23 protein-coding genes are annotated in these 26,710 nt (G+C 74.1%); 8 read left to right on the top strand and 15 right to left on the bottom strand.

The window, feature by feature from the left end:
* On the bottom strand, positions 1-741 hold the full coding sequence (locus EKG83_RS42865; protein ID WP_033429061.1) for an MIP/aquaporin family protein: 741 nt from the start codon (positions 739-741) through the stop codon (positions 1-3).
* Positions 742-938: 197 nt separating this feature from the next.
* On the opposite strand from EKG83_RS42865, the gene EKG83_RS42870 reads away from it, so the two are divergent.
* Positions 939-2,654, top strand: a complete 1,716-nt coding sequence (locus tag EKG83_RS42870; protein WP_033429060.1) for a glycerol-3-phosphate dehydrogenase/oxidase — start codon at positions 939-941, stop codon at positions 2,652-2,654.
* Between the two features lie 109 nt (positions 2,655-2,763).
* Here the strand turns inward: EKG83_RS42870 and EKG83_RS47310 are convergent, their stop codons facing one another.
* On the bottom strand, positions 2,764-3,468 hold the full coding sequence (locus EKG83_RS47310) for a TauD/TfdA family dioxygenase (protein ID WP_051764913.1): 705 nt from the start codon (positions 3,466-3,468) through the stop codon (positions 2,764-2,766).
* A gap of 29 nt (positions 3,469-3,497) precedes the next feature.
* On the bottom strand, positions 3,498-6,908 hold the full coding sequence (locus tag EKG83_RS42880) for an NB-ARC domain-containing protein (protein WP_084716135.1): 3,411 nt from the start codon (positions 6,906-6,908) through the stop codon (positions 3,498-3,500).
* A 332-nt stretch (positions 6,909-7,240) separates the two neighbouring features.
* Here EKG83_RS42880 and EKG83_RS42885 point away from each other — a divergent pair, with 332 nt between their 5' ends.
* Positions 7,241-7,621: a RidA family protein gene (locus tag EKG83_RS42885; protein WP_211269018.1), complete on the top strand. Its 381-nt coding sequence runs from the start codon at positions 7,241-7,243 to the stop codon at positions 7,619-7,621.
* A 28-nt stretch (positions 7,622-7,649) separates the two neighbouring features.
* Positions 7,650-8,591 carry a threonine ammonia-lyase gene (locus tag EKG83_RS42890; protein WP_033429057.1) on the top strand — a complete coding sequence of 314 codons (942 nt, stop codon included), beginning with the start codon at positions 7,650-7,652 and terminating at the stop codon, positions 8,589-8,591.
* Positions 8,592-8,639: 48 nt separating this feature from the next.
* Here the strand turns inward: EKG83_RS42890 and EKG83_RS42895 are convergent, their stop codons facing one another.
* From EKG83_RS42895 to EKG83_RS42920, 6 genes are all read right to left on the bottom strand, one after another.
* Positions 8,640-9,935 carry an amidohydrolase gene (locus EKG83_RS42895; protein WP_051764911.1) on the bottom strand — a complete coding sequence of 432 codons (1,296 nt, stop codon included), beginning with the start codon at positions 9,933-9,935 and terminating at the stop codon, positions 8,640-8,642.
* Positions 9,932-11,119: a M20 family metallopeptidase gene (locus tag EKG83_RS42900; RefSeq protein WP_051764909.1), complete on the bottom strand. Its 1,188-nt coding sequence runs from the start codon at positions 11,117-11,119 to the stop codon at positions 9,932-9,934. The genes EKG83_RS42895 and EKG83_RS42900 overlap by 4 nt, the downstream gene beginning before the upstream one ends.
* A gap of 197 nt (positions 11,120-11,316) precedes the next feature.
* Positions 11,317-11,652 carry a hypothetical protein gene (locus EKG83_RS42905; protein WP_153278783.1) on the bottom strand — a complete coding sequence of 112 codons (336 nt, stop codon included), beginning with the start codon at positions 11,650-11,652 and terminating at the stop codon, positions 11,317-11,319.
* A gap of 61 nt (positions 11,653-11,713) precedes the next feature.
* Entirely contained in the window at positions 11,714-12,733 is a 1,020-nt protein-coding gene (gene meaB / locus EKG83_RS42910; protein WP_033429055.1) for a methylmalonyl Co-A mutase-associated GTPase MeaB, read from the bottom strand.
* Complete coding sequence (scpA, locus tag EKG83_RS42915) at positions 12,726-14,978, bottom strand: methylmalonyl-CoA mutase (protein WP_228122418.1); 2,253 nt, start codon at positions 14,976-14,978, stop codon at positions 12,726-12,728. Before scpA ends, meaB begins: the two co-directional genes overlap by 8 nt.
* Positions 14,975-16,750 carry a methylmalonyl-CoA mutase family protein gene (locus tag EKG83_RS42920; RefSeq protein ID WP_033429054.1) on the bottom strand — a complete coding sequence of 592 codons (1,776 nt, stop codon included), beginning with the start codon at positions 16,748-16,750 and terminating at the stop codon, positions 14,975-14,977. Before EKG83_RS42920 ends, scpA begins: the two co-directional genes overlap by 4 nt.
* A gap of 99 nt (positions 16,751-16,849) precedes the next feature.
* Between EKG83_RS42920 and EKG83_RS42925 the strand changes: the two genes are divergently transcribed.
* The 3 genes from EKG83_RS42925 (at position 16,850) to EKG83_RS42935 (ending at position 21,094) form a co-directional block, all read left to right on the top strand.
* On the top strand, positions 16,850-18,541 hold the full coding sequence (locus tag EKG83_RS42925; RefSeq protein ID WP_228122419.1) for a serine/threonine-protein kinase: 1,692 nt from the start codon (positions 16,850-16,852) through the stop codon (positions 18,539-18,541).
* 124 nt (positions 18,542-18,665) lie between these two features.
* Positions 18,666-19,478, top strand: a complete 813-nt coding sequence (locus EKG83_RS42930) for a purine-nucleoside phosphorylase (protein ID WP_194282974.1) — start codon at positions 18,666-18,668, stop codon at positions 19,476-19,478.
* Complete coding sequence (locus tag EKG83_RS42935; RefSeq protein ID WP_033429053.1) at positions 19,475-21,094, top strand: phospho-sugar mutase; 1,620 nt, start codon at positions 19,475-19,477, stop codon at positions 21,092-21,094. Before EKG83_RS42930 ends, EKG83_RS42935 begins: the two co-directional genes overlap by 4 nt.
* Here EKG83_RS42935 and EKG83_RS42940 read toward each other — a convergent pair.
* Positions 21,081-21,413, bottom strand: coding sequence for a hypothetical protein (locus EKG83_RS42940; protein WP_033429052.1), 333 nt, complete (start codon positions 21,411-21,413; stop codon positions 21,081-21,083). The genes EKG83_RS42935 and EKG83_RS42940 overlap by 14 nt on opposite strands.
* Positions 21,414-21,601: 188 nt before the next feature.
* On the opposite strand from EKG83_RS42940, the gene EKG83_RS42945 reads away from it, so the two are divergent.
* Entirely contained in the window at positions 21,602-22,051 is a 450-nt protein-coding gene (locus tag EKG83_RS42945; RefSeq protein ID WP_033429176.1) for a flavodoxin family protein, read from the top strand.
* A gap of 74 nt (positions 22,052-22,125) precedes the next feature.
* On the opposite strand, the gene EKG83_RS42950 is transcribed toward EKG83_RS42945, so the two are convergent.
* From EKG83_RS42950 to EKG83_RS42970, 5 genes are all read right to left on the bottom strand, one after another.
* Positions 22,126-23,049, bottom strand: a complete 924-nt coding sequence (locus EKG83_RS42950) for an aldo/keto reductase (protein WP_084716148.1) — start codon at positions 23,047-23,049, stop codon at positions 22,126-22,128.
* A 147-nt stretch (positions 23,050-23,196) separates the two neighbouring features.
* The gene (locus EKG83_RS42955; RefSeq protein WP_051764954.1) at positions 23,197-24,105 is read right to left on the bottom strand and encodes an aldo/keto reductase; all 909 of its coding nucleotides are present in this window, start codon (positions 24,103-24,105) and stop codon (positions 23,197-23,199) included.
* An 86-nt stretch (positions 24,106-24,191) separates the two neighbouring features.
* Complete coding sequence (locus EKG83_RS42960) at positions 24,192-24,575, bottom strand: MerR family transcriptional regulator (protein WP_033429050.1); 384 nt, start codon at positions 24,573-24,575, stop codon at positions 24,192-24,194.
* 477 nt (positions 24,576-25,052) lie between these two features.
* Complete coding sequence (locus EKG83_RS42965; protein ID WP_033429049.1) at positions 25,053-25,451, bottom strand: type II toxin-antitoxin system death-on-curing family toxin; 399 nt, start codon at positions 25,449-25,451, stop codon at positions 25,053-25,055.
* A 363-nt stretch (positions 25,452-25,814) separates the two neighbouring features.
* A complete protein-coding gene (locus EKG83_RS42970; protein ID WP_015105038.1) occupies positions 25,815-26,021 on the bottom strand; it encodes a type II toxin-antitoxin system VapB family antitoxin in 207 nt (68 codons plus the stop codon).
* A 75-nt stretch (positions 26,022-26,096) separates the two neighbouring features.
* On the opposite strand from EKG83_RS42970, the gene EKG83_RS42975 reads away from it, so the two are divergent.
* Positions 26,097-26,687, top strand: a complete 591-nt coding sequence (locus tag EKG83_RS42975) for a TetR/AcrR family transcriptional regulator (protein ID WP_033429048.1) — start codon at positions 26,097-26,099, stop codon at positions 26,685-26,687.
* Positions 26,688-26,710 lie beyond the last annotated feature (23 nt).

The raw sequence follows: 26,710 nt of genomic DNA on the forward strand, positions 1-26,710 counted from the left end.
TCAGACCGGGAGGGTCAGGTAGAGGAGGGCGGCGAGCGCGCCGCCGACGAGCGGGCCGACCACCGGCACCCAGGCGTAGCCCCACTCGGCGGCGCCCTTGCCGCGGATGGGCAGGACCGCGTACGCGATGCGCGGCCCGAGGTCGCGGGCGGGGTTGATGGCGTAGCCGGTGGGGCCGCCGAGCGAGTTGCCGATGCCGACGACGACGAACGCCACGCCCGCGTAGCCGAGCGCCGCGTTGCCGAGCTGCGGCACGCCGTCCGCGGCCTCCTTCGCGCCGGGGCTCAGCAGCACCCAGGCGACCAGCACGAACGTGCCGATCACCTCGGTGACGACGTTCCAGCCGGCCCGGGGGACGGTCGGGCCGGTGCAGAAGATGCCGCGCGTGCCCGCGGGGTCGTCGTGCGCGTCGAACTGGGCCTTGTAGGCCAGCCAGGCGAGCACGGCGCCGAGGAACGCGCCGAGGAGCTGGGCGGCGAAGTAGGCCGGCACCTGGCTCCACGGCGTCTTGTCCGCGATCGCCAGGCCCAGGGTCACCGCCGGGTTGAGGTGCGCGCCGCTGGGTGCGGCGATGCTGGCGCCCGCGAAGACCGCGAACCCCCAGCCGAAGTTGATCAGGAGCCACCCGCCCGAGTTGCCGAGCGTGTCCTTCAGCACGACGTTGGCGACGACACCCGCGCCCAGCAGGATCAGGATCGCGGTGCCGAGGGTTTCCCACACGAAGATCGAACCGCTGGTCATCAGCCCACCCCCTCGACTTGGCGAGGGAACAGCGCTGTCCGGGTCCGGCGGCGCTGCCCACCCCACACGACGTCCGCCTGACGCTAGTTCCGCGCTGATCACTTGTCCACGGGTGGCGTACCGACGGGTAACCTGGTCGAGTCAGTACGGGTAGTCGTGGTCGGGCTCCTCGCGCGGTCGACGGTTGGGGAGGCGTTGTGGTTTCGCCCGCTACGGGTCGGCTGGGACCCGACGAGCGCTCGCGGTCCTGGGAGCGCCTGGGCTCCGAGACGTTCGACCTGGTGATCGTCGGCGGCGGCGTGGTGGGCGTCGGCGCCGCCCTGGACGCGGCGACGCGCGGGCTGCGGGTCGCCCTGGTCGAGGCGCGCGACCTGGCCTCGGGCACCTCGTCGCGGTCCTCGAAGCTGTTCCACGGCGGGCTGCGCTACCTGGAGCAGTTGGAGTTCGGGCTGGTCCGCGAGGCGCTGCGGGAGCGCGAGCTGATGCTCACCCGCATCGCGCCGCACCTGGTCAAACCGGTGTCGTTCCTGTACCCGCTGGCGCACCGGCTGTGGGAGCGCCCGTACACCGCGGCCGGCCTGCTGATGTACGACACGATGGGCGGCGCGCGGTCGGTGCCCGGCCAGAAGCACCTGACGCGGGCCGGCGCGCTGCGGATGGTGCCCGCGCTCAAGCCGTCGGCGCTGATCGGCGGCATCCGGTACTACGACGCGCAGGCCGACGACGCCCGGCACACCATGATGGTCGGCCGGACCGCGGCCCACTACGGGGCCGTGGTGCGGACCTCCACGCAGGTGGTCGGCTTCCTGCGGGAGGCGGACCGGGTGTCGGGCGTGCGGGTGCGCGACGTGGAGGACGGGCGCGAGGTCGACGTCCGGGCGCACGCGGTGGTCAACGCCACCGGGGTGTGGACCGACGAGCTGCAGCGGCTGTCCGGCAGCCGGGGGCGGTTCCGGGTGCGGGCGTCCAAGGGCGTGCACGTCGTGGTGCCGCGGGACCGGATCGTGGCCGAGTCCGGGCTGATCCTGCGCACCGAGAAGTCGGTGCTGTTCGTGATCCCGTGGCGCAACCACTGGATCGTCGGCACCACCGACACCGACTGGAACCTGGACCTGGCGCACCCGGCGGCCACCCGCAAGGACATCGACTACGTCCTGGAGCGCGTCAACTCGGTGCTGGCCACGCCGTTGACGCACGACGACATCGAGGGCGTCTACGCGGGCCTGCGGCCGCTGCTGGCGGGCGAGAGCGAGTCGACGTCGAAGCTGTCGCGGGAGCACGCGGTGGCCCGGGTGGCGCCGGGCCTGGTGGCGATCGCCGGCGGCAAGTACACGACCTACCGGGTGATGGCCGCGGACGCGGTGGACGCCGCGGCGGTCGACCTGTCCGGGCGCATCCAGCCGTCGATCACCGACAAGGTGCCGCTGGTGGGCGCGGACGGCTACCACGCGCTGGTCAACCAGGCCGACCAGCTGGCCGCCCGGTACGGGCTGCACCCCTACCGCGTGCGGCACCTGCTGGACCGGTACGGGTCGCTGGTGCACGAGGTGCTGGGGTCGGCCGACCCGGAGCTGCTCAAGCCGGTGCCCGCCGCGCCGGACTACCTCCAGGTTGAGGTGGTCTACGCGGCGTCGCACGAGGGCGCGCTGCACCTGGAGGACGTGCTGACCCGGCGGACCCGGATCTCGATCGAGTACCCGCACCGGGGCGTGGCGTGCGCGCCCGCGGTGGCCCGGCTGATGGGCGGGGTGCTCGGCTGGGACGAGGCGCGGGTGGACCGCGAGATCGCCGTCTACACGGCGCGGGTCGAGGCGGAGCGGGCCTCGCAGGCCGAGCCCGACGACGAGGCGGCGGACGCGGTGCGCTCGGCCGCGCCCGAGGCCCGGCCCCGGCTCACCGAACCGGTGAGCTGACCGGACCGGTTCGTCGACCGCCGGCCGGTCGGTCGACGGGCGGCGCCCGGCCCGGCCGACGGCCACCGGGACCACCCGGTCGGCGAGCCGACCGGCAACGACCCGCCGCTCACCCCACCGGCGAACCCACCCGCACCCCCACCAGCGCGCGGCGCAGGTGACGGCGCGGGTCGCCGAACGCGGTGCGCGAGTGCAGCATCCGCCAGTTGTCCCAGATCAGCAGCCCGTTGGTCTCGACCTTGACCGCCACGTGGTGCCGGGCGAAGAAGCGCAGCCCCTCGGCCACGTACCGGGCCGACAGCTCGTCGCGGACCCGCAGGTCCAGCGTGCTGAACCGCAGCACCGCGCCGTCGGGGTGGTGCCGCAGCACCGGCCGCACCACCCCCCGGTCGACCCGCTCCGGGGTCCTCCCGGGGCTCGTGCGCCACTCGTAGGCCGTGCGCGCCAAGCCCTCCCGCTCCTCCGGCGAGAACGACGCCAGCAGCGCGTACCCGTCGGCGAGGGTCGTCTCGCCGCCCGGCCCCTCGGCGGCCCGCACCGCCCACAGGGCGACGTAGCGCGGCGGCAGCCCCGGGAACTCGTACCACTCGGTGTGCGGGCGCAGCTCCCCGGTGTTGTAGGGCGTGACCTCCTCGTCCTCGAACGCGAGGCTCGGCCTGATGTCGCGCACCAGCTCGCCCGCGTACTGCGGCAGCAGCGGCCCGAGGCGCGCCACCTCCGCCGGGTAGTCGACGTCGTGGTCGGGCGGGGGCACGTAGGCGTACCCCCGGTCGCGCAGGGACGTGCGCACCAGGTCCGTGTCCAGCAGGGCCACCGCACTTCCTCCCGGGTAGGCGCCCGCCCTCAGGTCGCGGGCGGGATGAACGTGAACTGGTAGAGGCCGCCGGAGCTGCCGATGCAGAACGCCTCGCCGTCCGGGAACCACGCCACCGCGTTGGCCCGGCCGTTGGTCCGCATCGCGGCGCTGAGCTGCCAGGTCACCGACTCCCAGACGCGCACCGCCACCTCGTGGCTGCTGACCGCCAACCACCGGCCGTCCGGGGAGAACGCACAGCCGGACGCGCCCGCCGCCGAGGTGAGCGCCGCGTCCGCCGACCAGTCGCCGGTGCGCCACACCCGCACCTTCGCGTCGGCGCCGACCGTGGCCAGCCAGGCGCCGTCCGGGGAGAACGCGCCGCACGTCGCGCCGCCGCGGTGCGCGACCCACCTGGCCGCGGGCTCCCACGTGCTGGTGTGCCACACCACCACCTCCCCGTCGGCGGCGCCGGTCGCCAGCCACACGCCGTCGGGCGAGAACAGGCACCACCCGAGGTCGGACCCGGCGGTGGCGACCGCGTGCCCGTCCCGGGCGCCCCAGACCCGCAGCCGCCCGTCGGCGGCCACCCCGGCCAGCACCGCGCCGTCCGGGGAGAAGGCGCAGGACACGAGCGGTGCGCCGCGCTCCAGCGGCAGCGGCCCGCCCTCCCACGACGGTGCCCGCCACTCGTGGGGCACGCCGTCGCCGCCCGCGGTCACCAGGCGCGTGCCGTCCGGGGAGAGCGCGCAGCACGTCACCGCGCCCCGGTGCACGGCGACCACCTCGCGCCGCACCGGCGCGGAACCCGCCCACACGCACACCACCCCGTCGCCGCCCGCGGCCACCACCCACGCGCCGTCCGGCGACACCAGGCAGTGCTCGACCGCCCGGTTCTGCTCGTAGCGGCCGCCGCGCCGGCGGTCCGCGGCCAGGTTCCACACCCGCACGCCGTGGTCGTCGCCGGTGGAGGCCACCCACCGGCCGCCGGGCGCGAACGCGCACGAGGTGACCTGCTCGGTGTGCCCGCGCATCACCACGTCCTCGGCCCACGTCGCGGTGTCCCAGACCCGCATGGTCCGGTCGGCCCCGGTGGTCACCAGCCGCCCGCCGTCGGGGGCGAACGCGCAGCCGGTGACCCGCCCGGCGTGCGTGGTCAGCACCCGGTCGTCGGCCCAGGCGCCGGCGCGCCACACGTGGGCGCCCGAGTCGCCGACCGCGACCAGCCAGCGGCCGTCGGGCGAGAACCGGCAGCCGTGCGCCGCGCCGACCCGGCCGCGCAGCACCGCGGCGTCGGTCCAGTCGGTGTCCCACACCCGCACCGAGCCGTCCGCGCCGGTGGACGCCAGGCGCCTGCCGTCGGGCGAGAAGGCGCAGCCGGTGACCGCGCCGACGTGGTCCTCCAGCACCACGTGCCCGGTCCAGTCCCCGACCTGCCACACGTGCACCTGGCCGCCGCCCGCGGTGGCCAGCCACCGGCCGTCCGGCGACCACGCGCAGTCCGCCACCGGCGCGGTGTGCCCGCGCAGCGCCTGGACCTCGCACCAGGTGAGCACGTCCCACACCCGCACCACCCAGTCCGCGCCCGCGGTCGCGAGCCAGCGGCCGTCGGTGGAGAACGCGCAGCCCAGCACGGGCGCGCCGGAGCCCTTGAGCACCACCTGGCCCACCCACGAGTCGGTGCGCCACACCTGGACGCCGCCGGCGCCGGTGGTGGCCAGCAGGCGGCCGTCCGGGGACACCGCGCAGCGGGACGTCCCGTCGGTCCGCGCCGGCAGCACGCGCAGCAGCGCCGGGTCCACGGCCGGGATCGGCCAGCGGTTGGCCACCCGGGCGACGTTGCGCGACAGCCGGGCGGCGAACGCGGCCACCACCTCCCTCAGCTCGGGCACCGACCCGAGCCTGCTGACCAGCAGGTCGTCGTGCGAGTGCACCGGCTCGACGGGTCCGAGCAGGTGGCCCTTGCGCACCAGCGCGAGCCGCATGGCGGTCGCCACGGGGTCGTCCACCCGCACCAGGTCCGCCTCCAGCGCGGGCAGGCCCAGCGCCCGGATCTTCTCCGCGCCCCAGCGCAGGTCGCGCACCAGCCGCCGCAGCTCGTCGGACTGGCCCGCCTCGGTGAGGTGGTAGGCCAGTTGGCGCCGCAGGTAGTCGGCGGCGGGCGGCAGGTTCCACCACTCGTCGCCCGGGATCGAGTACACCGCGCGCAGGGACTTGAGGAACGCGGCGTTGACCTCGGCCAGGTCGTCGCCCAGCTCGTGGCGGAGGTGGTCGCGGATGACGTCGTGCAGCCCGAGCGCGGCGGCACCGCGCTCGTAGGCCCGGATCAGCGACAGGTCGGCCAGGTCCTCGCACAGCTGCCTGGTCTCGGCCGCGGTCGTGCCCCACAGCACCGACAGCATGGCCAGCGGGATGTCGGTGTCCTCGGCGAAGATGCCGAGCTGGAGGTAGCAGGTCCGCTGCCGGGGCGTGAGCAGGCGCAGGCTCGCGGCCACGGTCAGCCGCACGGCGTGGTCGCGGCTCGCGCCCACGCGCACGTCCAGGAACGAGGGCCCCTCGACCTCCAGCTGCCGGGCCAGCAGCGCCGCCGCGTCGGCCGGTGCCTCGCCCTCGCGGACGTGCCCGAGGATCGCGCCGTTGACCATCGCCAGCAGCAGGGGCCAGTTGCCGGTGACGTGCAGCAGCCGGTCGGTGGTGCCGGCGGGCAGGTCGGGCAGGCCCCGGGAGAGCAGTTCCAGCGACTCGGCGCCGGCCATCTCGTCGATGCGCAGGGTGCGGGCGGTGGGCGGCAGGCAGCCGACGTTGCGGGTGGTGACCAGCCTCGTGGTGGCCGAGCCGCCGTAGGAGAACGGCTTGTACTGCTCGGCGGTCCACACGTCGTCCACCACGAGCAGGACGTTCGCGCGCTCGTCGAGCAGGCGCCCCAGGTGCAGCCCGGCCTGCTCGGGGTCGGAGAACTGCGGCCGCTCCCCGGTCAGCTGGGCCGACAGGTCGTTGACGGTGGAGGCCAGCTCGGCGCCGCGGCGCTCCTCGCCGACGGTGGCCCACAGCAGGCCGCCGCCGAACGCCTCCCGCACCTCCGGCCGCCCGCACACCTGCACGGCCAGCGTGGTCTTGCCGAACCCGCCCGCGCCCTGCAGGGCGGTCAGGCCGATCAGCTCGTGCCGGTCCGACACCAGCATCCGCACCAGGGCGTTGCGCAGGGCCGGCCGGTCGACCGGCTCGTCGAGCTTGGGCAGCATCCACACCCGCGGCCCGTGCCGGCGGCCCGGTGCCGCCGCGACACCCGCGCCGACGTATTCGAGAATTACCCACAGGAATCCGAGCAGCAGCACGCCCGCCGCGAGTACCCACCTCGTCGAACCGCTCACCAGGCCACCGGTCGCGAGGTTCAGCAGACCCGCGACCACAATGCTGATCGTGACCATGACCGCAGCCCGGACCTGTGGTCTGTCGAACATGGCGCCATGATGCCGTTTCCGCCTCCCCCGAACCACAAAGAGACTTAATCGCGACGAGAAGACCCCGGCGACCCACCCGATCGGGTCACAAAAGTGCTCCGCGAGTCGTCCGAAACCGTAATCGTGCGGTCTGTTACCTTTGTCGCGGGCCAACTATTCGAAGCCGACTCGAATCCGCGCACGCCCGCCCGGACAACACCCGCCGCACCCGGACGACCGATCATGACAACCCGCATGACGGACAGACACCCGGACCCCGCCGGGGGTAATTTGGCGGCGGACCGCGCCCGGGCTTTCGCGTCGGCACCCAGCAACGGGAGGAGATGTCGACCGTGACGGATGGACACAGCGACGCGGCCGAACCCGCCTTCACCCTCGGGCCGTACTCACCGGCCACCAGGGCGGGCAACCTGGTGTTCACGTCCGCGCAGTCGGGCGTGGACCCGGCCACGAACGAGGTGCCGCCCGGCGGGTTCGAGGCCGAGTGCCGGCAGGCGTTCGCGAACCTGTCCCGCACCCTCAAGGCCGCCGGGGCGGAACTGGCCGAGGTCGTGAAGATGACCGTCCTCTACACCGACCTGTCCTACCTGCCGGTCATCAACGAAATATTCACCGAGACCTTCCCCGACACCCCGCCGGCCCGCACCGCCGCGGTGGTGCGGCTGGCCGGCAACCGGCGCATCGCGATCGACGCCATCGCGGCCACCTCCTGACCGGCACGTCCGAGCGAACGGGAACCCGGTGGAACTCATTTCGATCAACGACGTGCGCGAGGCGGCGGCGCGCGTCGCCGCGGTGGTGGTGCGCACCCCCGTGCTGAAAGGCCCCGGCCGCGATCTCCTGCTCAAACCGGAAAACCTCCAGACCACCGGTTCCTTCAAGATCCGGGGCGCCTACAACGCGGTCGACTCGATGCCGCCGGAACAGCGCGACCGGGGCGTCATCACCTATTCGTCGGGAAATCACGCGCAGGCGCTGGCCTACGCCGCGCGCAGCCACGGCGTGCACTGCACGGTGGTCATGCCCGACGACGCGAAACCGGTGAAGGTGGCCGCCACCAGGGCGCTGGGCGCCGACGTGGTGATGGTGCCGCCCGCCGACCGCAAGGCCCACGCCGAGCGGCTCGCCGCCGAGCGCGGGTTCGCGCTGGTGCCGCCGTTCGACCACCCGCTGGTGATCGCGGGCCAGGGCACGGTCGGCCTGGAGCTGGTGGAGGACGTGCCGGACGTCGAGGTGGTGCTGGTGCCCGTGGGCGGCGGCGCGCTGGCCGCCGGGGTGGCCGGCGCGGTCAAGGCGCTGCGCCCGAGCGCGAAGGTCGTCGGCGTGGAACCGGAGCTGGCCGCCGACGCCGCCGAGGGGCTGCGCGCGGGCGCGCGCGCCGAGTGGCCGATGAGCCGGACGGGCCGCACGATCGCCGACGGCCTGCGCACCAACCTGTCCGACCTGACCTTCGCCCACCTGAAGGCGTACCTGGACGACATCGTCACCGTGACCGAGGACGAGCTGCTCGACGCGGTGCGCACGCTGGCCACCACCACGCACCTCGTGGTCGAGCCCAGCGGTGCGGCCGCGGTCGCCGCGCACCTGAACCACGCCGACGAGCTGCCCGCCGGCCGCACGGTGGCCGTGCTGTCCGGCGGCAACGTGGACGGCTCGCTGCTGGCCCGGGTGCTGGCGGGGTGAGGCACGCGCCTTCCCGTGCGACCGCGGGCCGCACGGGAAGGTGACGCGTCAGGCCAGCGCGGCCAGCGCGGCGTGCACCAGCACCCGCACGCCCACCAGCAGCGCGCGTTCGTCCAGGTCGAACGTCGACTGGTGCAGGTCGAGCTTCGGGCCGTGGCCGGGCCACACGCCCAGCCGGCCGAACGAGCCGGGCACCTGCTCCAGGTACCAGCCGAAGTCCTCGCCCGCCGAGGACTGCTCGGTGCCCGCCAGGGCGTCCTCGCCCAGCGCCGCCTCGACGCCCGCGCGGAGCAGCATCGTGCTGTCGCGGTCGTTGACCACCGGCGGCACGCCGCGGCGGTGCAGCAGGTCGAAGCCGACGCCGGTGGGCGCCAGCAGCGCCGTGACCAGCTCGTGGACCAGGCCCTCCAGCTCGGTCCACACCTCGCGGGTGCCGGTGCGCAGCGTGCCGCGCAGGACGCCGTCGCGGGGCACCACGTTCGGCGCCTCGCCCGCGTGCACCGCGCCCCACACCAGGACCGTCCCCGAGCGCGGGTCGACCCGGCGCGACAGCAGCACCGGCAGGCCGGTGATGACCGTGCCGAGCGCGTGCACGAGGTCCGCGGTCAGGTGCGGCCGCGAGGTGTGGCCGCCGGGCGAGGTGAGCCGCAGCTCCAGCATGTCGCTGGCGGAGGTGATGGCGCCCACCCGGGTGCCGATCCGGCCGACCTGCAGCCGCGGGTCGCAGTGCAGGCCGAAGATGCGCTCGACCCCGTCCAGGCCGCCCGCGGCGATGACGTCCAGGGCGCCGCCGGGCATGACCTCCTCGGCCGGCTGGAAGATCAGCCGGATGCGGCCGGGCAGCTCGGTGGCCGACGCGAGCGCCAGGGCCGCGCCGAGCAGCACCGTGGTGTGCCCGTCGTGCCCGCAGGCGTGGCTGACGTTCTCGACCGTCGAGCGGTGCGGCAGGTCGTTGGCCTCGGGCAGCGGGAGGGCGTCCAGGTCGGCCCGCAGCGCCACGCACCGGGGTCCGCTGCCGATGTCGCAGATCAGGCCGGTGCCGGTGGGCATCAGGCGCGGCTTGAGCCCGACCGAGAGCAGCAGGTCGTGGATCATCCGCGTGGTCGCGTGCTCCTGGCGGGACAGCTCCGGGTTGGCGTGGATGTGGCGGCGCCAGCCGACGACCTCGGACGCGTTGCGCTTGAGCCAGTCGTCGAGCCACTCCGGTCCGCGACCGGCCCCCAGGTCCTCCACGGGAAAATCCTCCACGGGGGGAATGGTGACCCCGTCGATGGCCGCGAGCACGTCGGTTTCTCCTTCCGGACGACCGGCGGAGAGGCCGACACCGGGATCGATGACGGTCACCGGGCACCCCCGACCTGGTCCGCGACGCGCGTGAGAAGCCGGGTTCGCTGCTCCGCGCTCGTCGCCGCGTCGATTGTTGTCCAGGCGAGGGCGAGCGCCCCGTCGAGCACAGCTCGGTCGGCCGAAGCCGAGGCACAGGCGGTCGCGAACTCGATTTGGTGGTTCACCGCGTCTCCGCAGTCGATGGCGATGGTCGGGTGGATGGCCGGCAGCGCACGGGTGACGTTGCCCATGTCGGTGCTGCCGATCTTCTGCTGGAGCTCCTCCTCGGGGCTCAGCGGGTGCCGGCCCAGCTCGACGGCGGCGCGCCGGTAGGCGTCCGCGAGCCAGGGGTCGGGGGTCAGCTCGGCGTAGACCGGGGAGACCTTCACCACTTCGTGGGTGCAGCCGGTGGCCAGCGCGCCGGCGGTGAAGCAGCGGTTGATCCGCTCCTCCAGCCGGTGCAGGGACTCCAGGTCGTCGGCCCGCAGGTCGAACATCGCCGAGGTCCGGGCGGGCACCACGTTGGGCACGGTGCCGCCGCGGGTGACGATGCCGCTGACCATCTGGCCGGGTTCCAGGTGCTGGCGGGCCAGGCCGATGGCGACCTGGGCGATCGTGATCGCGTCCGCCGCGTTCACGCCCAGGTGGGGCGCCGCGGCGGCGTGCGAGGGCTTGCCGGTGTAGTGGACCTCGACGTCGGTGATGGCCAGGGACCGCGCGGCCACCGCCTCGTACGGGGCCGGGTGCACCATCATCGAGAACGCCACGTCGTCGAACACGCCGCGCTCCAGCATCAGCACCTTGCCGCCGCCGACCTCCTCGGCGGGCGTGCCGACGACCCGGACGGTCAGGCCCAGCTCGTCGGCCACGTCGCGCAGCGCGAGGGCCGCGCCGGCCGAGGCGGCGGCGATGACGTTGTGGCCGCACGCGTGGCCCACCTCGGGCAGGGCGTCGTACTCGGCGCACAGGCCCAGCACCAGCTCGCCGGAGCCGAACGAGGCGGTGAACGCGGTGTCCAGGCCCGCCACCCCGCGCTCGACCTCGAAGCCCTCGGCGGCGAGCAGGTCGGCGACCTTCGCGGCGCTGCGGTGCTCGGAGAATGCCTGTTCCGGCTCCGCGTGGATGCTGTGCGAGAGGCCGATCAGGGCATCCGAGTACCGCTCGACGGCCGAGCGCGTGCTCATCTTGAAGTCGGTACCCATTTCGCGTCCATCCTGCATTACGACTCGGCAGGCCCGACGCGCCGCGCGTTGATCAACCGGCAGCCGGTCGTGCGGGTGCGCCGAGCGGTGCGCTGAGTTCGGTGAGACCGATCAAGTCCACCCGGTTTCCACCGACCCGCAAGCACCTCCCGGCGCCGCCCCCGTACTTCGTGAGGTCGGACCTCACACCGCGGGGCCTAACCGGACTTGCGGCCCGCCTTCCACTTCGCCCAGCGCTTCTTGTTCCTCCAATAAACGAGGGCGAACAGCGCCAGCGCGATACCACCGAGCCACAACTTTTTCCGCGTCTCGGGGTTCACGCCCTGGGCGGGTTGCTGCGGGGCGTCGATGTCCGGCCCCGGCCCGACGGTGGCACCGGGTTGCAGGGTCTCGTTGCCGGGCACCGGGGCGTCCGTGGTCTGGACGACGTACCCGACCTGCGACGACGGTGCCGCCACCGCCGCGCTCGGCACGGTGAGGGCACCGGCGAGCACGAGCAGGAACCCCGCGAGCACAGATCGCCACATGGTCACCAAGCCTAGTCACCGCCACTCCCGGTTACCACTGTCAGCGGTCGACCAAACCGGTGAGCACTCACGTCCCGTGCACACCGGGTGCACCGTGCACCCCGGATGCACCGAACGCGGCCAGGATGCGCTCCGCGGCCAGCGTCGCGGTCAGCTCGCCGTCGCGCACCTGCCGCTCGACCTCGGGCACCAGCGCCCGCACGGCGGGTGCCGAGCGCAGCCGGGTCAGCAGCTGGTCGTTGACCATCGCCCAGGTCCACTCGACCTGCTGGCGCCGCCGCCGCCCGGCCAGCTCGCCGGCCGCCGCCAGGGTCTCCCGGTGCCTGGCGACCTGCTGCCACAGGGCGTCCAGCCCGGTGCCGTCCAGGCCGCTGCAGGTCAGCACGGGCGGGTGCCACAGGGCGTCCGGCGGGCGCAGCAGGCGCAGGGCGCCGGCCAGCTCGCGGGCGGCCTTGCGGGCGTCCAGCTCGTGCGGGCCGTCGGCCTTGTTCACCGCGATGACGTCGGCCAGCTCCAGCACGCCCTTCTTGATGCCCTGGAGCTGGTCGCCGGTGCGCGCGAGGGTCAGGAACAGCGAGCAGTCCGTCATGTTCGCCACCGCGACCTCGGACTGGCCGACGCCGACCGTCTCGACCAGCACCACGTCGTAGCCCGCGGCCTCGACCAGCACGATCGACTCGCGCGTCGCCTTGGCCACGCCGCCGAGCGTGCCGGAGGTGGGCGAGGGCCGGATGAACGCCGCCGGGTCCACCGACAGCCGCGCCATCCGGGTCTTGTCGCCCAGGATCGACCCGCCGGTGCGGGTGGACGACGGGTCGACGGCGAGCACCGCCACCCGGTGGCCCAGGCCGGTCAGCACCGTGCCGAACGCGTCGATGAACGTGGACTTGCCCACGCCGGGCACGCCGGTGATGCCGACGCGGTGCGCGCCGCCGGCGTGCGGCAGCAGCTCGACCAGCAGCTCCTGGGCCGCCGCCCGGTGGTCCGGGCGGGTGGACTCGACCAGGGTGATCGCCCGCGCGAGGGTGCCGCGGTCGCCGGCGAGCACGCCCTTGGCGTACGCGCCGACGTCGACCGGCCTAGGCATGCCCCGGCTGCGCCCGTCCGCGCGCCTGGTCGTGGGCCTGCCCGTCGGCTTGGCCGTCGGCCTGCTCGTGCGGCTGGTCGTGGCCCAGCTCGTCGGCGAGCCTGCGCAGCAGGTCGCCGGCCGCGTCCGCGATCACCGTGCCGGGCGGGAAGATCGCCGCCGCGCCCGCCGCGCGCAGCGCGTCGAAGTCCTGCGGCGGGATGACGCCGCCGACCACGACCATGATGTCCTCGCGGCCCAGCTCCGCCAGCGCCTCGCGCAGCGCGGGCACCAGGGTGAGGTGCCCGGCGGCCAGCGACGACACCCCGACGATGTGCACGTCGGCCTCCACGGCCTGGCGCGCCACCTCGTCCGGGGTCTGGAACAGCGGGCCGACGTCGACGTCGAAGCCGAGGTCGGCGAACGCGGTCGCGATCACCTTCTGGCCGCGGTCGTGGCCGTCCTGGCCCATCTTGGCGACCAGGATGCGCGGCCGGCGGCCCTCCTGCTCGGCGAAGGACTCGACGAGCCCGCGGGTCGCGTCCACCTCGGACACGGCACCGACCTCCTGCCGGTAGACGCCGGTGATGGTGCGGATCTGGGCGGAGTGCCTGCCCCACACCCTGCCCAGCGCCTCGGAGATCTCCCCGACGGTGGCCTTGGCGCGGGCCGCGTCCACGGCCAGCTCCAGCAGGTTGCCGCTCCCGCCCGCGGCGCTGGTCAGGGCGTCCAGGGCGCGGTCGACGGCGGCCTGGTCGCGCTCGGCGCGCAACCGCTCCAGCTTGGCCAGCTGCTGCGCCCGCACGCCCGCGTTGTCGACCTTGAGCACCTCGATCCGCTCGTCGACCTCGACGCGGTACTTGTTCACGCCGATCACCGGCTGCCGCCCGGAGTCGATGCGCGCCTGGGTGCGCGCGGCGGCCTCCTCGATGCGCAGCTTCGGGATGCCCGCGTCGATGGCCTTGGCCATGCCGCCCGCCGACTCCACCTCGGTGATGTGCGCCCACGCCCGGTGCGCCAGGTCGTGGGTCAGCCGCTCCACGAACGCGCTGCCGCCCCACGGGTCGATCACCCGCGTGGTGCCGGACTCCTGCTGGAGCAGCAGCTGGGTGTTGCGGGCGATGCGCGCGGAGAAGTCCGTGGGCAGCGCCAGCGCCTCGTCCAGCGCGTTGGTGTGCAGCGACTGCGTGTGGCCCTGGGTGGCGGCCATCGCCTCGACGCAGGTGCGGGCCACGTTGTTGAACACGTCCTGCGCGGTCAGCGACCAGCCGGAGGTCTGGGAGTGCGTGCGCAGCGACAGCGACTTGGGGTTGCGCGCGTCGAAGCCCTTCACCAGCTTCGCCCACAGCAGGCGGGCCGCGCGCAGCTTGGCGACCTCCATGAAGAAGTTCATGCCGACCGCCCAGAAGAACGACAGCCGCGGCGCGAACGCGTCCACGTCCAGGCCCGCGTCCCGGCCCGCGCGCAGGTACTCCACGCCGTCGGCCAGCGTGTACGCCAGCTCCAGGTCGGCGGTCGCCCCGGCCTCCTGCATGTGGTAGCCGGAGATCGAGATGGAGTTGAACTTCGGCATCCGCTGCGAGGTGAACGCGAAGATGTCGGAGATGATCCGCATCGACGGCTGCGGCGGGTAGATGTAGGTGTTGCGGACCATGAACTCCTTGAGGATGTCGTTCTGGATGGTCCCCGCGAGCTGGTCCGGCTTCACCCCCTGCTCCTCGGCCGCGACCACGTAGAGGGCCAGCACCGGCAGCACGGCGCCGTTCATGGTCATCGACACGCTCATCCGGTCCAGCGGGATGCCGTCGAACAGCTGGCGCATGTCGTAGATCGAGTCGATCGCCACGCCCGCCATGCCGACGTCGCCCGCCACGCGCGGGTGGTCGGAGTCGTAGCCGCGGTGCGTGGCCAGGTCGAAGGCCACCGACAGGCCCTTCTGGCCCGCGGCGAGGTTGCGGCGGTAGAAGGCGTTGGACTCCTCGGCGGTGGAGAACCCGGCGTACTGCCGGATGGTCCACGGCTGGTTGACGTACATCGTCGGGTACGGGCCGCGCAGGAACGGCGCGATGCCCGGGTAGGTGCCCAGGAAGTCCAGGCCGGCGGTGTCGGCGGCGGTGTAGACCGGCTTGACGCCGATGCCCTCCGGCGTCTCCCGGACCAGCGCGTCGGCGCCCTTGCCGGTGGCCTCCTGGAGCGCGGCGTGCCACCGGTCCGCCTCGACCGGGGTCGGTTCCCCCAGGTCGACGTCGGCGAAGTCCGGGATCATCGCGCCACCCCCAGGAAGTCGAACGTGCGCTCCAGGACGTCGAGCGCGCGGCAGCCCGTGAAGACGTACTCGTCGATCTCGGCGTCGGACTTCTTGCCCGCGAGCAGGACCCGTTCGGCGCCCGCGTCGCGCAGGGCCCGCGCCACCGGGGCGGCCAGCTCGGCGTAGCCGGCCTCGCTGCCGCACAGGCACGCGACCCGGGCGCCGCTGGCGCGGAACCGCTCGACCACGTCCTCCGCGGTCCTGGTGGGCCCCGCGTCGGGTGTCTCGATGCCACCGGCCTGGAACAGGTTCGCGGCGAACGAGGCCCGCGCGGTGTGCGCGGCGACCGGGCCGAGCGTGGCCAGGAACACCCTGGGCCGCTCGGGGCTCGCGTCGGCGGCGTCGCGCAGCGCCTCGTACGCCTGCGCGTACCGGACGCGCGGCAGGCCGCCGCCGGGTTCCTCCGGCGCGGGCGGGCGCACCACCGGCTGCTCGCCGAGGTGGGGGAACTCGCTGACGCCGGTGATCGCGTCGGTGCGGTCGGCCAGGTTGGCGCGGCGCTTCTCCCAGGTACCCGCGATCCGGTCCGCGACCAGGTCGAACGCGGCGGGCAGGCCGCCCGCGGCCTCGATCTCGCGGAACCACGCCCACGCGGCGCGCGCCAGGTCGTCGGTCAGCCGCTCCACGTACCAGGAGCCGCCGGCCGGGTCGATCACCCCGGCCAGCCGCGACTCCTCCAGCAGCAGCGACTGGGTGTTGCGGGCGATGCGGCGGGAGAAGTCGTCGGGCAGGCCGATGGCCGCGTCGAACGGCAGCACGGTGACCGCGTCCGCGCCGCCCAGGCCCGCGCCGAAGCAGGCCAGGGTGGTGCGCAGCATGTTCACCCACGGGTCGCGGCGGGTCATCATCGCGGGCGAGGTGACCGCGTGCTGGAGCTGCGGCGCGGGTTGGTCGACCACCTCGGTGACCCGGGCCCACAGCCGCCGGGCGGCGCGGAACTTCGCGATGGTGAGGAACTGGTCGGCGGTGGCCGCGTACCGGAACTCCAGCAGCCGCACGGCCTCGGCGGCGGTCAGCCCGGCCCCGGTCAGCCGCCGCAGGTAGGCCACACCGGCCGCCAGGGAGGCGCCCAGCTCCTCGGCGTCGCTGCCGCCCGCCTCGTGGAAGGGCAGGCCGTCGACCACGACCAGGCGCAGCCCGGGGAACTTCCGGGCCTCGGGCAGCAGGTCGAGCAGGGCCGCGAAGTCGGCGGGCTCACCCGTGCGCGCCTGGACGCCGAGGGGGTCGGCGCCGACGTTGCCCCGCACCTCGCTGGGCAGCACCGGCCGCTGGTCCCACAGGCGCAGCGCGGCGCGCCCGGCGGCCAGGAAGTCCGGGCCGGCGTCGACGACCACGGGCGCCAGGTCCAGGTAGACCTCGGCCAGCAGGTCGTCGTAGCGGGCCGGGTCGACGCCCTTGAGCCACAGCGACGTGACGCCGTTCTCCAGGTCGGCCATGACCGCCTCGCGGTCGGCGACCCGGTGCTGCTGGCGGACGTCCCAGCCGTCGACCGCGCCCTGCGGGCGCCCGGCCCTGGTGAACGGGGCCAGGCCGGGGAAGCCGGCGTCCGGCGCGCGGTCGGCCGCGGTGTAGAGCGGCTGCACGTCAATGCCGTCGTAGGTGGTGGTGATGAGGGATTCGAAGGGCGCGCCCGACTTGCCCAGCACGCCCCGGACGAGCTCCAGCCACTGCTCGCGCTCAGGCGTGGGGAACTCCGCGGCCAGCGCCAACTCGCCTGACGGCTCCATCATGCTCCGCAGTGTTACTCAACAGTAGGATCACGGCTATGTGAGGTCCACCGCCGTGAACGATGCAGATGGCAGTCTTCCACGCTGATGGACGATGGTGCTGTGGAAACCATAGGGCGGGAAGGCGCGGCAGGGGGTACCCCAGAAGACCCCCTTGAAGTCCCCGGCGAAGGCCGCCTGATCGCCGGCCGCTACCGGCTCAGGCACGTGCTGGGGCGCGGCTCGATGGGCACGGTGTGGGCCGCGCACGACGAGGTGCTGCGCCGGGACGTCGCGGTCAAGGAGGTGCTGCTCCCGCCCGGCGCGCCCGACGGCGAGGCGACCGTGCTGCGCGAGCGCACCCTGCGCGAGGCCCGCTCGGCGGCGGCGCTGGCGCACCCGAACCTGGTGACGCTCTACGACGTGGCGCAGGTCGACGGCGACCCCTACGTGGTGATGGAGCTGGTGCCGTCGTCGTCGCTGGCCGAGGTGGTGCGGCAGCGCGGGCCGCTGACCGACGCGCAGGGCGCGGTGGTGGCGGACGCGGTGGCCGCGGCGCTGGAGGCGGCCCACCGGGCGGGGATCACGCACCGGGACGTCAAACCGGGCAACGTGCTCGTCGCCCACGACGGCCGGGTGAAGCTGACCGACTTCGGCATCGCCCGCAACGTCGCCGAGGCCACCCTGACCAGCCGCGGCATCACGCTGGGCACGCCCGCGTTCATCGCGCCCGAGGTGGCGGCGGGCGGGGAGGTCACGTCGGCGGCCGACCAGTGGTCGCTGGGCGCCACGCTGTACGCCGCGATGACGGGCGTGCCGCCGTACGAGGGCGCGAACGTGCTGCAGACGGTCAACCAGGTCGTGCACGGCGAGGTGCCGTCGGCCTCGGTGTGCGGCGCGCTGGGGCCGGTGGTGGCGGGCCTGATGACGCGCGACCCGGCGGAGCGGCTGCCGCTGGCCGAGGTCCGCCGCGTGGTCCGGCCGCTGCTGCCCGAGCCGGGCGCGGACGCGTTCCCCGCGGACGCACCCACCCGACCGGTGGTCGAGGTGGTGCGCCCGCCCGCGGTGCCGGCCAACGCGCCCCTGGCCGCCGACCCGGGCCCGCTGCCGTTCCGGCCCACCGCCCCCGCCGGGCCCGGCAGGAGGTCCCGCCCGCTGCTGGCCCTGGCCGCGGTGGTGCTGTTCGCGGTGTGCGCGGCCGGCGGGTTCGCCCTGACCAGGACGGTGGCCGGCGCGTCGGTCCTGCCGCCGCCCGCGGTGCACGCTCCCACCCTGCCGTCGCTGACCGGCACCCCGTCCCTGCGCCCCACCACCACCTCCGCGGCCACGGCCAACGGCGAGCAGGGGGCGGAGTTCACCATCTCGGTGGGTGCGGACTGGACGGGGTTCCTGGAGCAGCGGGCCAACAAGGGGCTGGTGCCGAGCACGGTGGTGCACCTGGTCGCGCCGGGCGGGGCGCACGAGGTGGCGGTGCAGCGGTTCCCCGACTACCACCCCGGGCACGTGGTCGACGACTACGTGCGGGTGGTGCGGTCGCGGTGGGGCGGGGACCGGTACTTCGGGGAGGGCCTGGAACCGGTCGAGGCGGCCGGCGGGTGGGAGGCGGCGGTGCGGTACAGCTACCGGACCGCGGAGCGGGCGGCCGACGTGCGCGGCGTGGCGACCGGCCCGGACCTGCGGCGGAGCCGGTACTCGCTGGTGCTGCCGCGGGGGGCGGACCTGTGGGTGGTGGAGGTCGTGGTGCCGACCGAGCAGGAGGAGACGGGGCGGGAGCTGTTCGACGCCGTGGCGCCCACGTTCGCGGTGGTGGGTTAGCCGCCCGGGCTTCGGGCACCTCGCGCACCGGCTTCCGACCGGTCGGGGCCCATGACGCGGCCCGCGCCGTTGCGCTTCCCGCCACTGGGGGCAACGCAGCGTGACGGCGATTAGGCTGCCGGCCGTGACCGCCATCAGTGAGAACACCACCCCCGAGGCCCTGGCCACCGACGCGGCCCGCGCGCTGGCCGAGCGCACCGGGGTGGACAGGCACGACATCGCCGTGGTCCTCGGGTCGGGCTGGCGCCCGGCCGCGGACCTGATCGGGGAGCCCGCCGCCGAGGTGCCCATGGCCGAGCTGCCCGGGTTCGAGGCGCCCACCGCCGTCGGCCACGGCGGCACGATCCGGTCGGTGCCGGTCGGCGACAAGAACGTGCTGGTCATGCTGGGGCGGACGCACGGCTACGAGGGCAAGGGCGTGGCGAAGGTCGTGCACGGCGTGCGCACCGCCGCCGCGGCCGGCGTCGGCACCGTGGTGCTGACCAACGCCGCCGGCGGCCTGCGCCAGGGCATGGTGGTCGGCCAGCCCGTGCTGATCAGCGACCACCTGAACCTCACCGCGTCGTCACCGCTGGTCGGCGCCCGCTTCGTCGACCTCACCGACCTGTACTCGCCGCGGCTGCGCGAGCTGGCCCGGGGCATCGACCCGTCCCTGGAGGAGGGCGTCTACGCGGGCCTGCCCGGGCCGCACTTCGAGACGCCCGCCGAGATCCGCATGCTGCGCACCATGGGCGCCGACCTGGTCGGCATGTCGACCGTGCTGGAGGCCGTCGCGGCCCGCGCCGAGGGCGTCGAGGTGTTCGGGCTGTCGCTGGTCACGAACCTGGCGGCGGGCATCACCGGCGAACCGCTCAACCACCAGGAGGTGCTGGAGGCGGGCCAGGCCGCGGCGAGCCGGATGGGCGAGCTGCTGCGGGAGCTGGTGACCCGCGCATGAGCCTGTCCCCGGCGCTGCGCGACGCGGCGTTCCGCTGGATCGCCGACGACCCCGACCCCGACACCCGCGCCGAGCTGCAGGGCGTGCTGGCCAGGGCCATGGCGGGCGACGCGGCGGCCGTCGACGACCTGGCCGACCGGATGTCCGGGCCGCTGGAGTTCGGCACGGCCGGGCTGCGCGGCCCCGTGCGCGCCGGGCCCAACGGCATGAACCGGGCCGTGGTCGTGCGCACCACCGCCGGGCTCGCCACGTGGCTCAAGGCCAACGGGCACGTCGGCACGGTGTTCGTCGGCCGGGACGCGCGGCACGGGTCGGAGGCGTTCGCGGCGGCCGCGGCCGGGGTGCTGGCCGCCGAGGGGTTCACCGTCCGGGTGCTGCCCGGGCCGCTGCCGACGCCCGTGCTGGCGTTCCTGGTGCGCGCGCACGACGCGGTCGCCGGGGTGCAGATCACCGCCTCGCACAACCCGCCCGCGGACAACGGCTACAAGCTGTACCTGGCCGGTGGCGGGCAGATCGTGCCGCCCGCGGACCGGGAGATCGAGGCGGCGATCCGGACCGTGCCCGCGGCCGTGTCGGTGCCGCTGTCGGACGACCACGGGACCGTGCCCGACGCGGAGGTCGACGCCTACCTGGAGCGGGTCGCGTCGCTGCCGCGCGGCACGGCGCGGGACCTGCGGGTGGTGCTGACGCCCATGCACGGCGTGGGCGGCGCGATGGCCGTGGAGGCGCTGCGGCGCGCCGGGTTCACCGACGTGCGGGTGGTGCGGGAGCAGGCCGTGCCGGACCCGGCGTTCCCGACCGTGGCGTTCCCCAACCCGGAGGAGCCGGGCGCGGCGGACCGGCTGCTGGAGCTGGCCGCGTCGGTGGACGCGGACCTGGCGATCGCGCTGGACCCGGACGCCGACCGGTGCGCGCTGGGCGTGCGCGGGCGCGACGGGGCGTGGCGGATGCTGCGCGGCGACGAGACCGGCGTGCTGCTCGGGTCGCTGGTGCTGTCCACCACCGACCACCCGGACCCGCTGGTGGCCACCACGATCGTGTCATCTTCGCTGCTGAGGTCCATCGCGGCCGCGCACGGCGCCCGGTACGCGGAGACGCTGACCGGGTTCAAGTGGCTGGTGCGCGCCGGCGAGGGGCTGGTGTTCGCCTACGAGGAGGCGCTGGGCAACTGCGTCGACCCCGCGCACGTCAACGACAAGGACGGCATCTCGGCGGCCGTGGTGGCGTGCGACCTGGCGGCCGGGCTCAAGGCGAGCGGGCGCGACCTGCTCGACGCGCTGGACCAGCTCGCCGTCGACCACGGCCTGCACCTGACCGACCAGGTGTCGCTGCGGTTCACCGACCTGAGCCGGATCGGGGCGCTGATGGCGCGGCTGCGCGCCGAGCCGCCCGCCGGGTTCGCGTTCGAGGACCTGCTGCCCGGGGCCGACGTGGTGCGCCTGACCCGCGACGGCGCGCGGGTGGTGGTGCGACCGTCCGGCACCGAGCCGAAGCTGAAGGCGTACCTGGAGGTCGTGGAACCGGTGTCGGGCGACCTGCCCGCGGCGCGCTCCCGGGCCGCGGGCAGGCTGGCCGACCTGCGCGATCAGGTCTCCGAGCTGCTCACGACGCCATAGCGAGCAGCAGGCACAGCACGGCGACGCCGAGCGCCCCGCCCGCCACCAGGTACGCCCGCTTGGTCGGCGGGGCCACCGGCGTGCGGCGGTGCTCGGTGAACGCGGCCACCGAGATCCGGCCCGCGATGTAACCGGCCGTGCACAGCGCCACGCCGGTGGCCAGGATCATCGTGTTGACGTCCCACGGGCTGTGGTCGACGCCCGGCCACAGCGCGATGAAGACCAGCGGCAGGCCGATGAGCGCCAGGCTGACGCCGATGCCGGCGCCCCAGGTGATCCGCCGGTTCCGATCCATCGTGGCGATGCTGCGAGTGTTCATGACTCCCTCCCGGTCACCATTAAAGACGCGCGGGGGTCGGCCCGGTTGCCGGGGACCCGTCGGCGATCTTGCGCGGTTCACCCGAACGGCCCTGCGGCGGTGCCGTGACCAGCGGTTCCGGGGTGGTCTCCAAGGTGGTCACGGGGGTGGTCTTGCGGCGCCGGCCGGGACGGGGGAACCTGTCGCCCGTGCCCCGCCTGCTGATCGTCCACCACACCCCGTCGCCGAACCTGCAGGCGGTGTTCGAGGCGGTGGTCGCCGGGGCGACCGACCCGGAGGTCGGGGGCGTCGAGGTGGTGCGGCGACCGGCGTTGGGGGCCTCGGTGGCGGACGTGCTGGAGGCCGACGGGTACCTGCTGGGGACGCCGGCCAACATCGGGTACATCAGCGGCGCGCTCAAGCACTTCTTCGACACGGTCTACTACCCGTGCCTGGACGCCACGCGGGGCCGGCCGTTCGGCGCCTACGTGCACGGCAACCAGGGCGTCGAGGGCGCGGTGAAGGCGATCCGGGACATCACGGCGGGCCTGCGGTGGCGCCCGGTGGCCGACACCCTCGTGCTGACCGGGCCGCCCGACGCCGCCGCCTTGCGGCGGTGCTGGGAACTGGGCGCCACGGTCGCCGCCACGCTGACCTGACCCCGGCGGTCCCGGTCACGGCGCGGAGGCGGCCACCTGCCCGTCAGGTGGCCGCCTCCGCGCCGTGCTTCCACCTACCTGCCGATGATCCGCAGCGTCCCGGCGTCGTAGCGGTCGCCGGCGACCGCGTCCGCGGGCACGGCACCGGCGATGCGCTCCACCTGCGCCGCGGTCAGCCGGATGTCCGCGGCGGCGACGTTCTCCTCCAGGTACGCCACCCGCTTGGTGCCCGGGATCGGCACGGCGCCCTGGTGGTGCACCCAGGCGAGGGCGATCTGGCCCGGCGTCGCGTCGTGCTCGCGGGCCACCTCGCGCAGGGACTCCACCAGCGCGACGTTGCGGGCCAGGTTGTCCTCGGCGAACCGCGGCATGCGCGAGCTGCGCCGGATGTCGTCGGGGGCGAAGTCGTCCGGCGAGGTGTAGCGGCCGGTCAGGAAGCCGCGGCCCAGGGGCGAGTAGGCGACCACGCCGATGCCCAGCTCCCGGCAGGTCGGCGCGACCTCGTCCTCGATCTCCCGCGACCACAGCGACCACTCGGTCTGCACGGCCGCGATCGGGTGGACGGCGTGCGCCCGCCGGATCGTGTCGGCGCCCGCCTCGGACAGGCCGAGGTGGCGGACCTTGCCCTGCCGCACCAGCTCGGCCATCGCGCCCACGGTGTCCTCGATGGGGGTGTTCGGGTCGACGCGGTGCTGGTAGTACAGGTCGATGTGGTCGACGCCCAGTCGGCGCAGCGACGCCTCGGCGGCCTGCTCGACGTACTCGGGGTCGCCCCGCACGCCCCACACCGCGCCGCCGTCGCGGACCAGGGCGAACTTGGTGGCCAGCACGACCTCGTCGCGGCGGTCCCGGACGGCCCGGCCGACCAGCTCCTCGTTCGCGCCCGCGCCGTAGAGGTCGGCGGTGTCGAGGAACGTGACGCCCAGGTCCAGGGCGCGGTGGATGGTCGCGATCGACCCGGCCTCGTCGCCCGGGCCGTAGAACTCGCTCATCCCCATGCAGCCCAGGCCCTGCGCGCTGACCTCCAGCGCGCCCAAACGGCTCTTCTCCACAGCCCCGTCCCTCCCCAGTGCACGACCGTACGGGCCCCACTGTGCCCGGGCAGCGCGCGTTCAATCAAGTATTTGAGGTATATTCGATATCGATCAACGATTCGACATCTTCATCATCTCGGGCGTGTAGCGCTCACCGGCGACGGTGGTCGCGGCGGCCTCGATCGCGCGGAGGTCGCCCGGGGACAGCGCCAGGTCGGCCGCCGCGACGTTCTCCTCCAGGTACTTCACCCGCTTGGTGCCCGGGATCGGCACCACGTCCTGCCCCTGGTGCTGCACCCAGGCCAGCGCGAGCTGCCCGGCGGTGGCGCCGCGCTCCTCGGCGAGCTCCCGCAGGGCCGCCACGATGGCGTTGTTGCGGGCGAGGTTGTCGGGCGAGAAGCGGGGCAGGCCGCGGCGCATGTCGTCCTCGGCGAGGTCGTCCACCGAGGTCACCCGGCCGGTCAGGAAACCGCGGCCCAGCGGGGAGAACGGGACGATCCCGATGCCCAGCTCGCGGCAGGTCGGCAGCACCTCGGCCTCGATGTCGCGGGTCCACAGGGACCACTCGCTCTGCAGGGCGGTGATCGGGTGGACGGCGTGCGCGCGGCGGATCGTGGCGGCACTCGCCTCGGACAGGCCCAGGTGGCGGACCTTGCCCTGCCGCACCAGCTCGGCCATCGCGCCCACGGTCTCCTCGACGGGGACCTCCGGGTCGACGCGGTGCTGGTAGTACAGGTCGATGTGGTCGACGCCCAGCCGCCGCAACGACGCCTCGGCCGCCTGCCGGACGTAGGCGGCGTCGCCGCGGGGGCGCCGGTCCGGGTCGGCGAGGGCGAACTTCGTGGCGAGGACGACCCGGTCCCGCCGGTCCGCGATGGCCCGGCCGACCAGCTCCTCGTTCGCGCCCGCGCCGTACACGTCGGCGGTGTCGAGGAGGGTGACGCCCAGGTCCAGGGCGCGGTGGACGGTGGCGATGGACTCGCGCTCGTCGCCGGCGCCGTAGGACTGACTCATGCCCATGCAGCCCAGGCCCTGCGCGCCGACCCGCAGCTCACCCAGCCGCCGCTGCGCCAACCGCTGCCCACCCGACTGCTCACCCGACCCGGTCACGCGGTGATCCCTTCCACGAAGGTGTGCTCCAGCTGCTCGTAGTGGGAGATCTTGTACTCCAGCACGTCGAGGCACGACTGGAGCTCCGCGATGCGGGAGCGCACCGAGGCGCGGTGCTCGAACAGGATCTGCTTGCGCCGGCCGGCGGTGGGGTCGCCGCGGTGCCTGAGCTGGGCGTACTCGCGCATCATGCGGATGGGCATGCCCGTGGTGCGCAGGCGGGTGAGGAAGGCCAGCCAGCTGAGGTCGTCGTCGGTGTAGGTGCGCCGTCCACCCGAGTCCCTGGCGGGCGGGTCGACGAGACCGATGCGTTCGTAATAGCGCAGGGTGTCGATCGACAATCCGCTGCGCTCGGCCGCCTGGGCGATCGAGTAAGTCACGATGTCGACGGTAGGAGCTGGAGTGCACTCCAGGTCAACCCGGTTCGCGCATTCGGTGAACTCTTCCGGGCAACCAGGACTTTCCCGGCCAGGGGTGTGACCAGGTATTACGACCGATCAGGGGTTCGGCTGCCCCGGACCCACCAGCCCCAGCCCGACCAAACCCAGCCCCCACCGGACCCAGCCCCCACCGGATCCAGCCCGACCAGACCCAGCCCCCACCGGACCCAGATCACCAGGCCCAGACCTGCCGGACCGGAACCCGCCGGACCGAGATCGCCAGCCCGAGATCGCCGGTTCGAAGGTCGCCGCGCAACAACCCCCGTGCCGCAGGCCGTCAGGCAACAAGCCGCCGTACCGCAAGACGCCGCGCAACAAGCCGGGCGCCGCAAGCCGCCGTGCAACGAACCGCCGCACCGCAGGCCGCGTTCAGCCCACCCCCGTGCATCCCCCGCTACGTATCCCCTGCCCGCCCCATCACCCCTCGACCTCGTCCGCCGGTTTGGGCATGCCCCACGCCTCCAGGTGCGCCGCCAGCCCGGGCACGTCGATCTGCTCCCGACCCAGCGCCCGCACCAGGTCCAGCGCGTCATCCTCGTCGGCGTCTATCCACCAGCCGTTGATGTCGCACAACGTCACGGCCGCCACCCAACCCAGGCGCCAGTTGCCCTCGGCCAGGGGGCGCGTGCGCACGATCGAGTCGAGCAGGGCCGACGCTTTGAGCCAGAGCGTGTCGTACGCCTCGACCCCCAGCACTGTCGCCCTGGGGCGGTGAGCTGCGGAGTCGAGGAGACCTAAGTCGCGCACGACCAGGTCCCCACCGGTGACGGCGGTCGCCAGCACGAGCAAGTCGCCGGCGTCGAGGTAGTTGACCACTGCTTGACGCGCTCCCTGTCCCGAGGGGCGGGGGCTGCGGCTCGACCTCACCGCATCCGGGCAGCACCTGCCGCCACTACCCACCCCCTCAGGTCCGTGTCGCCTCCCCGCCCGAGCGGCGGCGAGGATGGTGTCGGCCGCGTTGTGCACCGAAGCGCAACCTGAACGCGACCCGATCTTCAACGGCGCACCATACCGGTGCACCCCTGATCTGCGGGGACGTTCGCACGCGCGTCGGGGCGGCAGGCGAGGGACATGGTCGTTGAGCTGCATGGATCGATCGTATCGAACATGTGTTCGAACGGGGAGGGCGCGCGGCGTCCCACCACTCGAACGTGTGAGGGGTGCGGGATGCCGCAAGCGTCAGGCGGAGCCCAGCCGGTCCAGCAGCCCCCGGTACTTGGGGAGCACGCGCCCGAGGACCTCGGACAGCTGCTCCTCCTTCTGCAGGCGTGCCCAGCGCTCGGCCAGCGCCAGGCGCACGACCTCCTGCTTGGAACGCCCCTCGGCCGCGGCGAGCTCGTCGAGCCGCCGGTTCTCCTCGTCGCTCAGACGCAGGGTCATAGCCATGGAGAACGACGGTACCAACTTGATACCACATTGACCAGACCAAGTTTGGTAACGCCGTTTTGGTACGATTCGGCGGTGCCTCGACCGAAGACCCACGACGAAGCGCTGCGCGTTCGCCTGCTCCACCGGGCCGGCGAGCTGCTGTCCGCCGAGGGCCCGGGCGCTCTGAGCTTGCGCAGGCTCGCGGCGGATGTCAACACCTCGACCACGGCGGTGTATTCGCTGTTCGGGGGCAAGCCGGCGCTGCTGAACGCCCTCTACGAAGAGGGGTACCGCCGTTTCAGTGAACGGCTCGTCGCGCTCCCCGAGACCGACGACCCCGTGGAGGACATCATCCAGAGCGGCCTGGCCTACCGGCAGAGCGCGCTCGCCGACCCGCAGTTCTACCTGGTGATGTTCACCAAGGTCGTGCCGAACTTCGAACCCACGGCCGAGGCCAGGGAGGCGGCGGACCGGACGTTCCTGCCGCTGGTGCGCAACGTCGCCCGCGCCGTGGCGGCCGGGGTGTTCGTCGAGGCCCAGCCCGAGGAGATCGCGCTGGGCATGTGGGCCCTGGTGCACGGCCTGGTGAGCCTGGAGCTCATCGGCGACCTGCCGCCCGAGGCGGACATCGGCTCGATGTACGAGCGCACCATCCGCGCGCACGCCAACGGCTGGCGGAGGTGAGGGTGGGGCCCGGGGAGGCGGCC

The organism is Saccharothrix syringae (assembly GCF_009498035.1).
Taxonomy (GTDB): Bacteria; Actinomycetota; Actinomycetes; order Mycobacteriales; family Pseudonocardiaceae; genus Actinosynnema; species Actinosynnema syringae.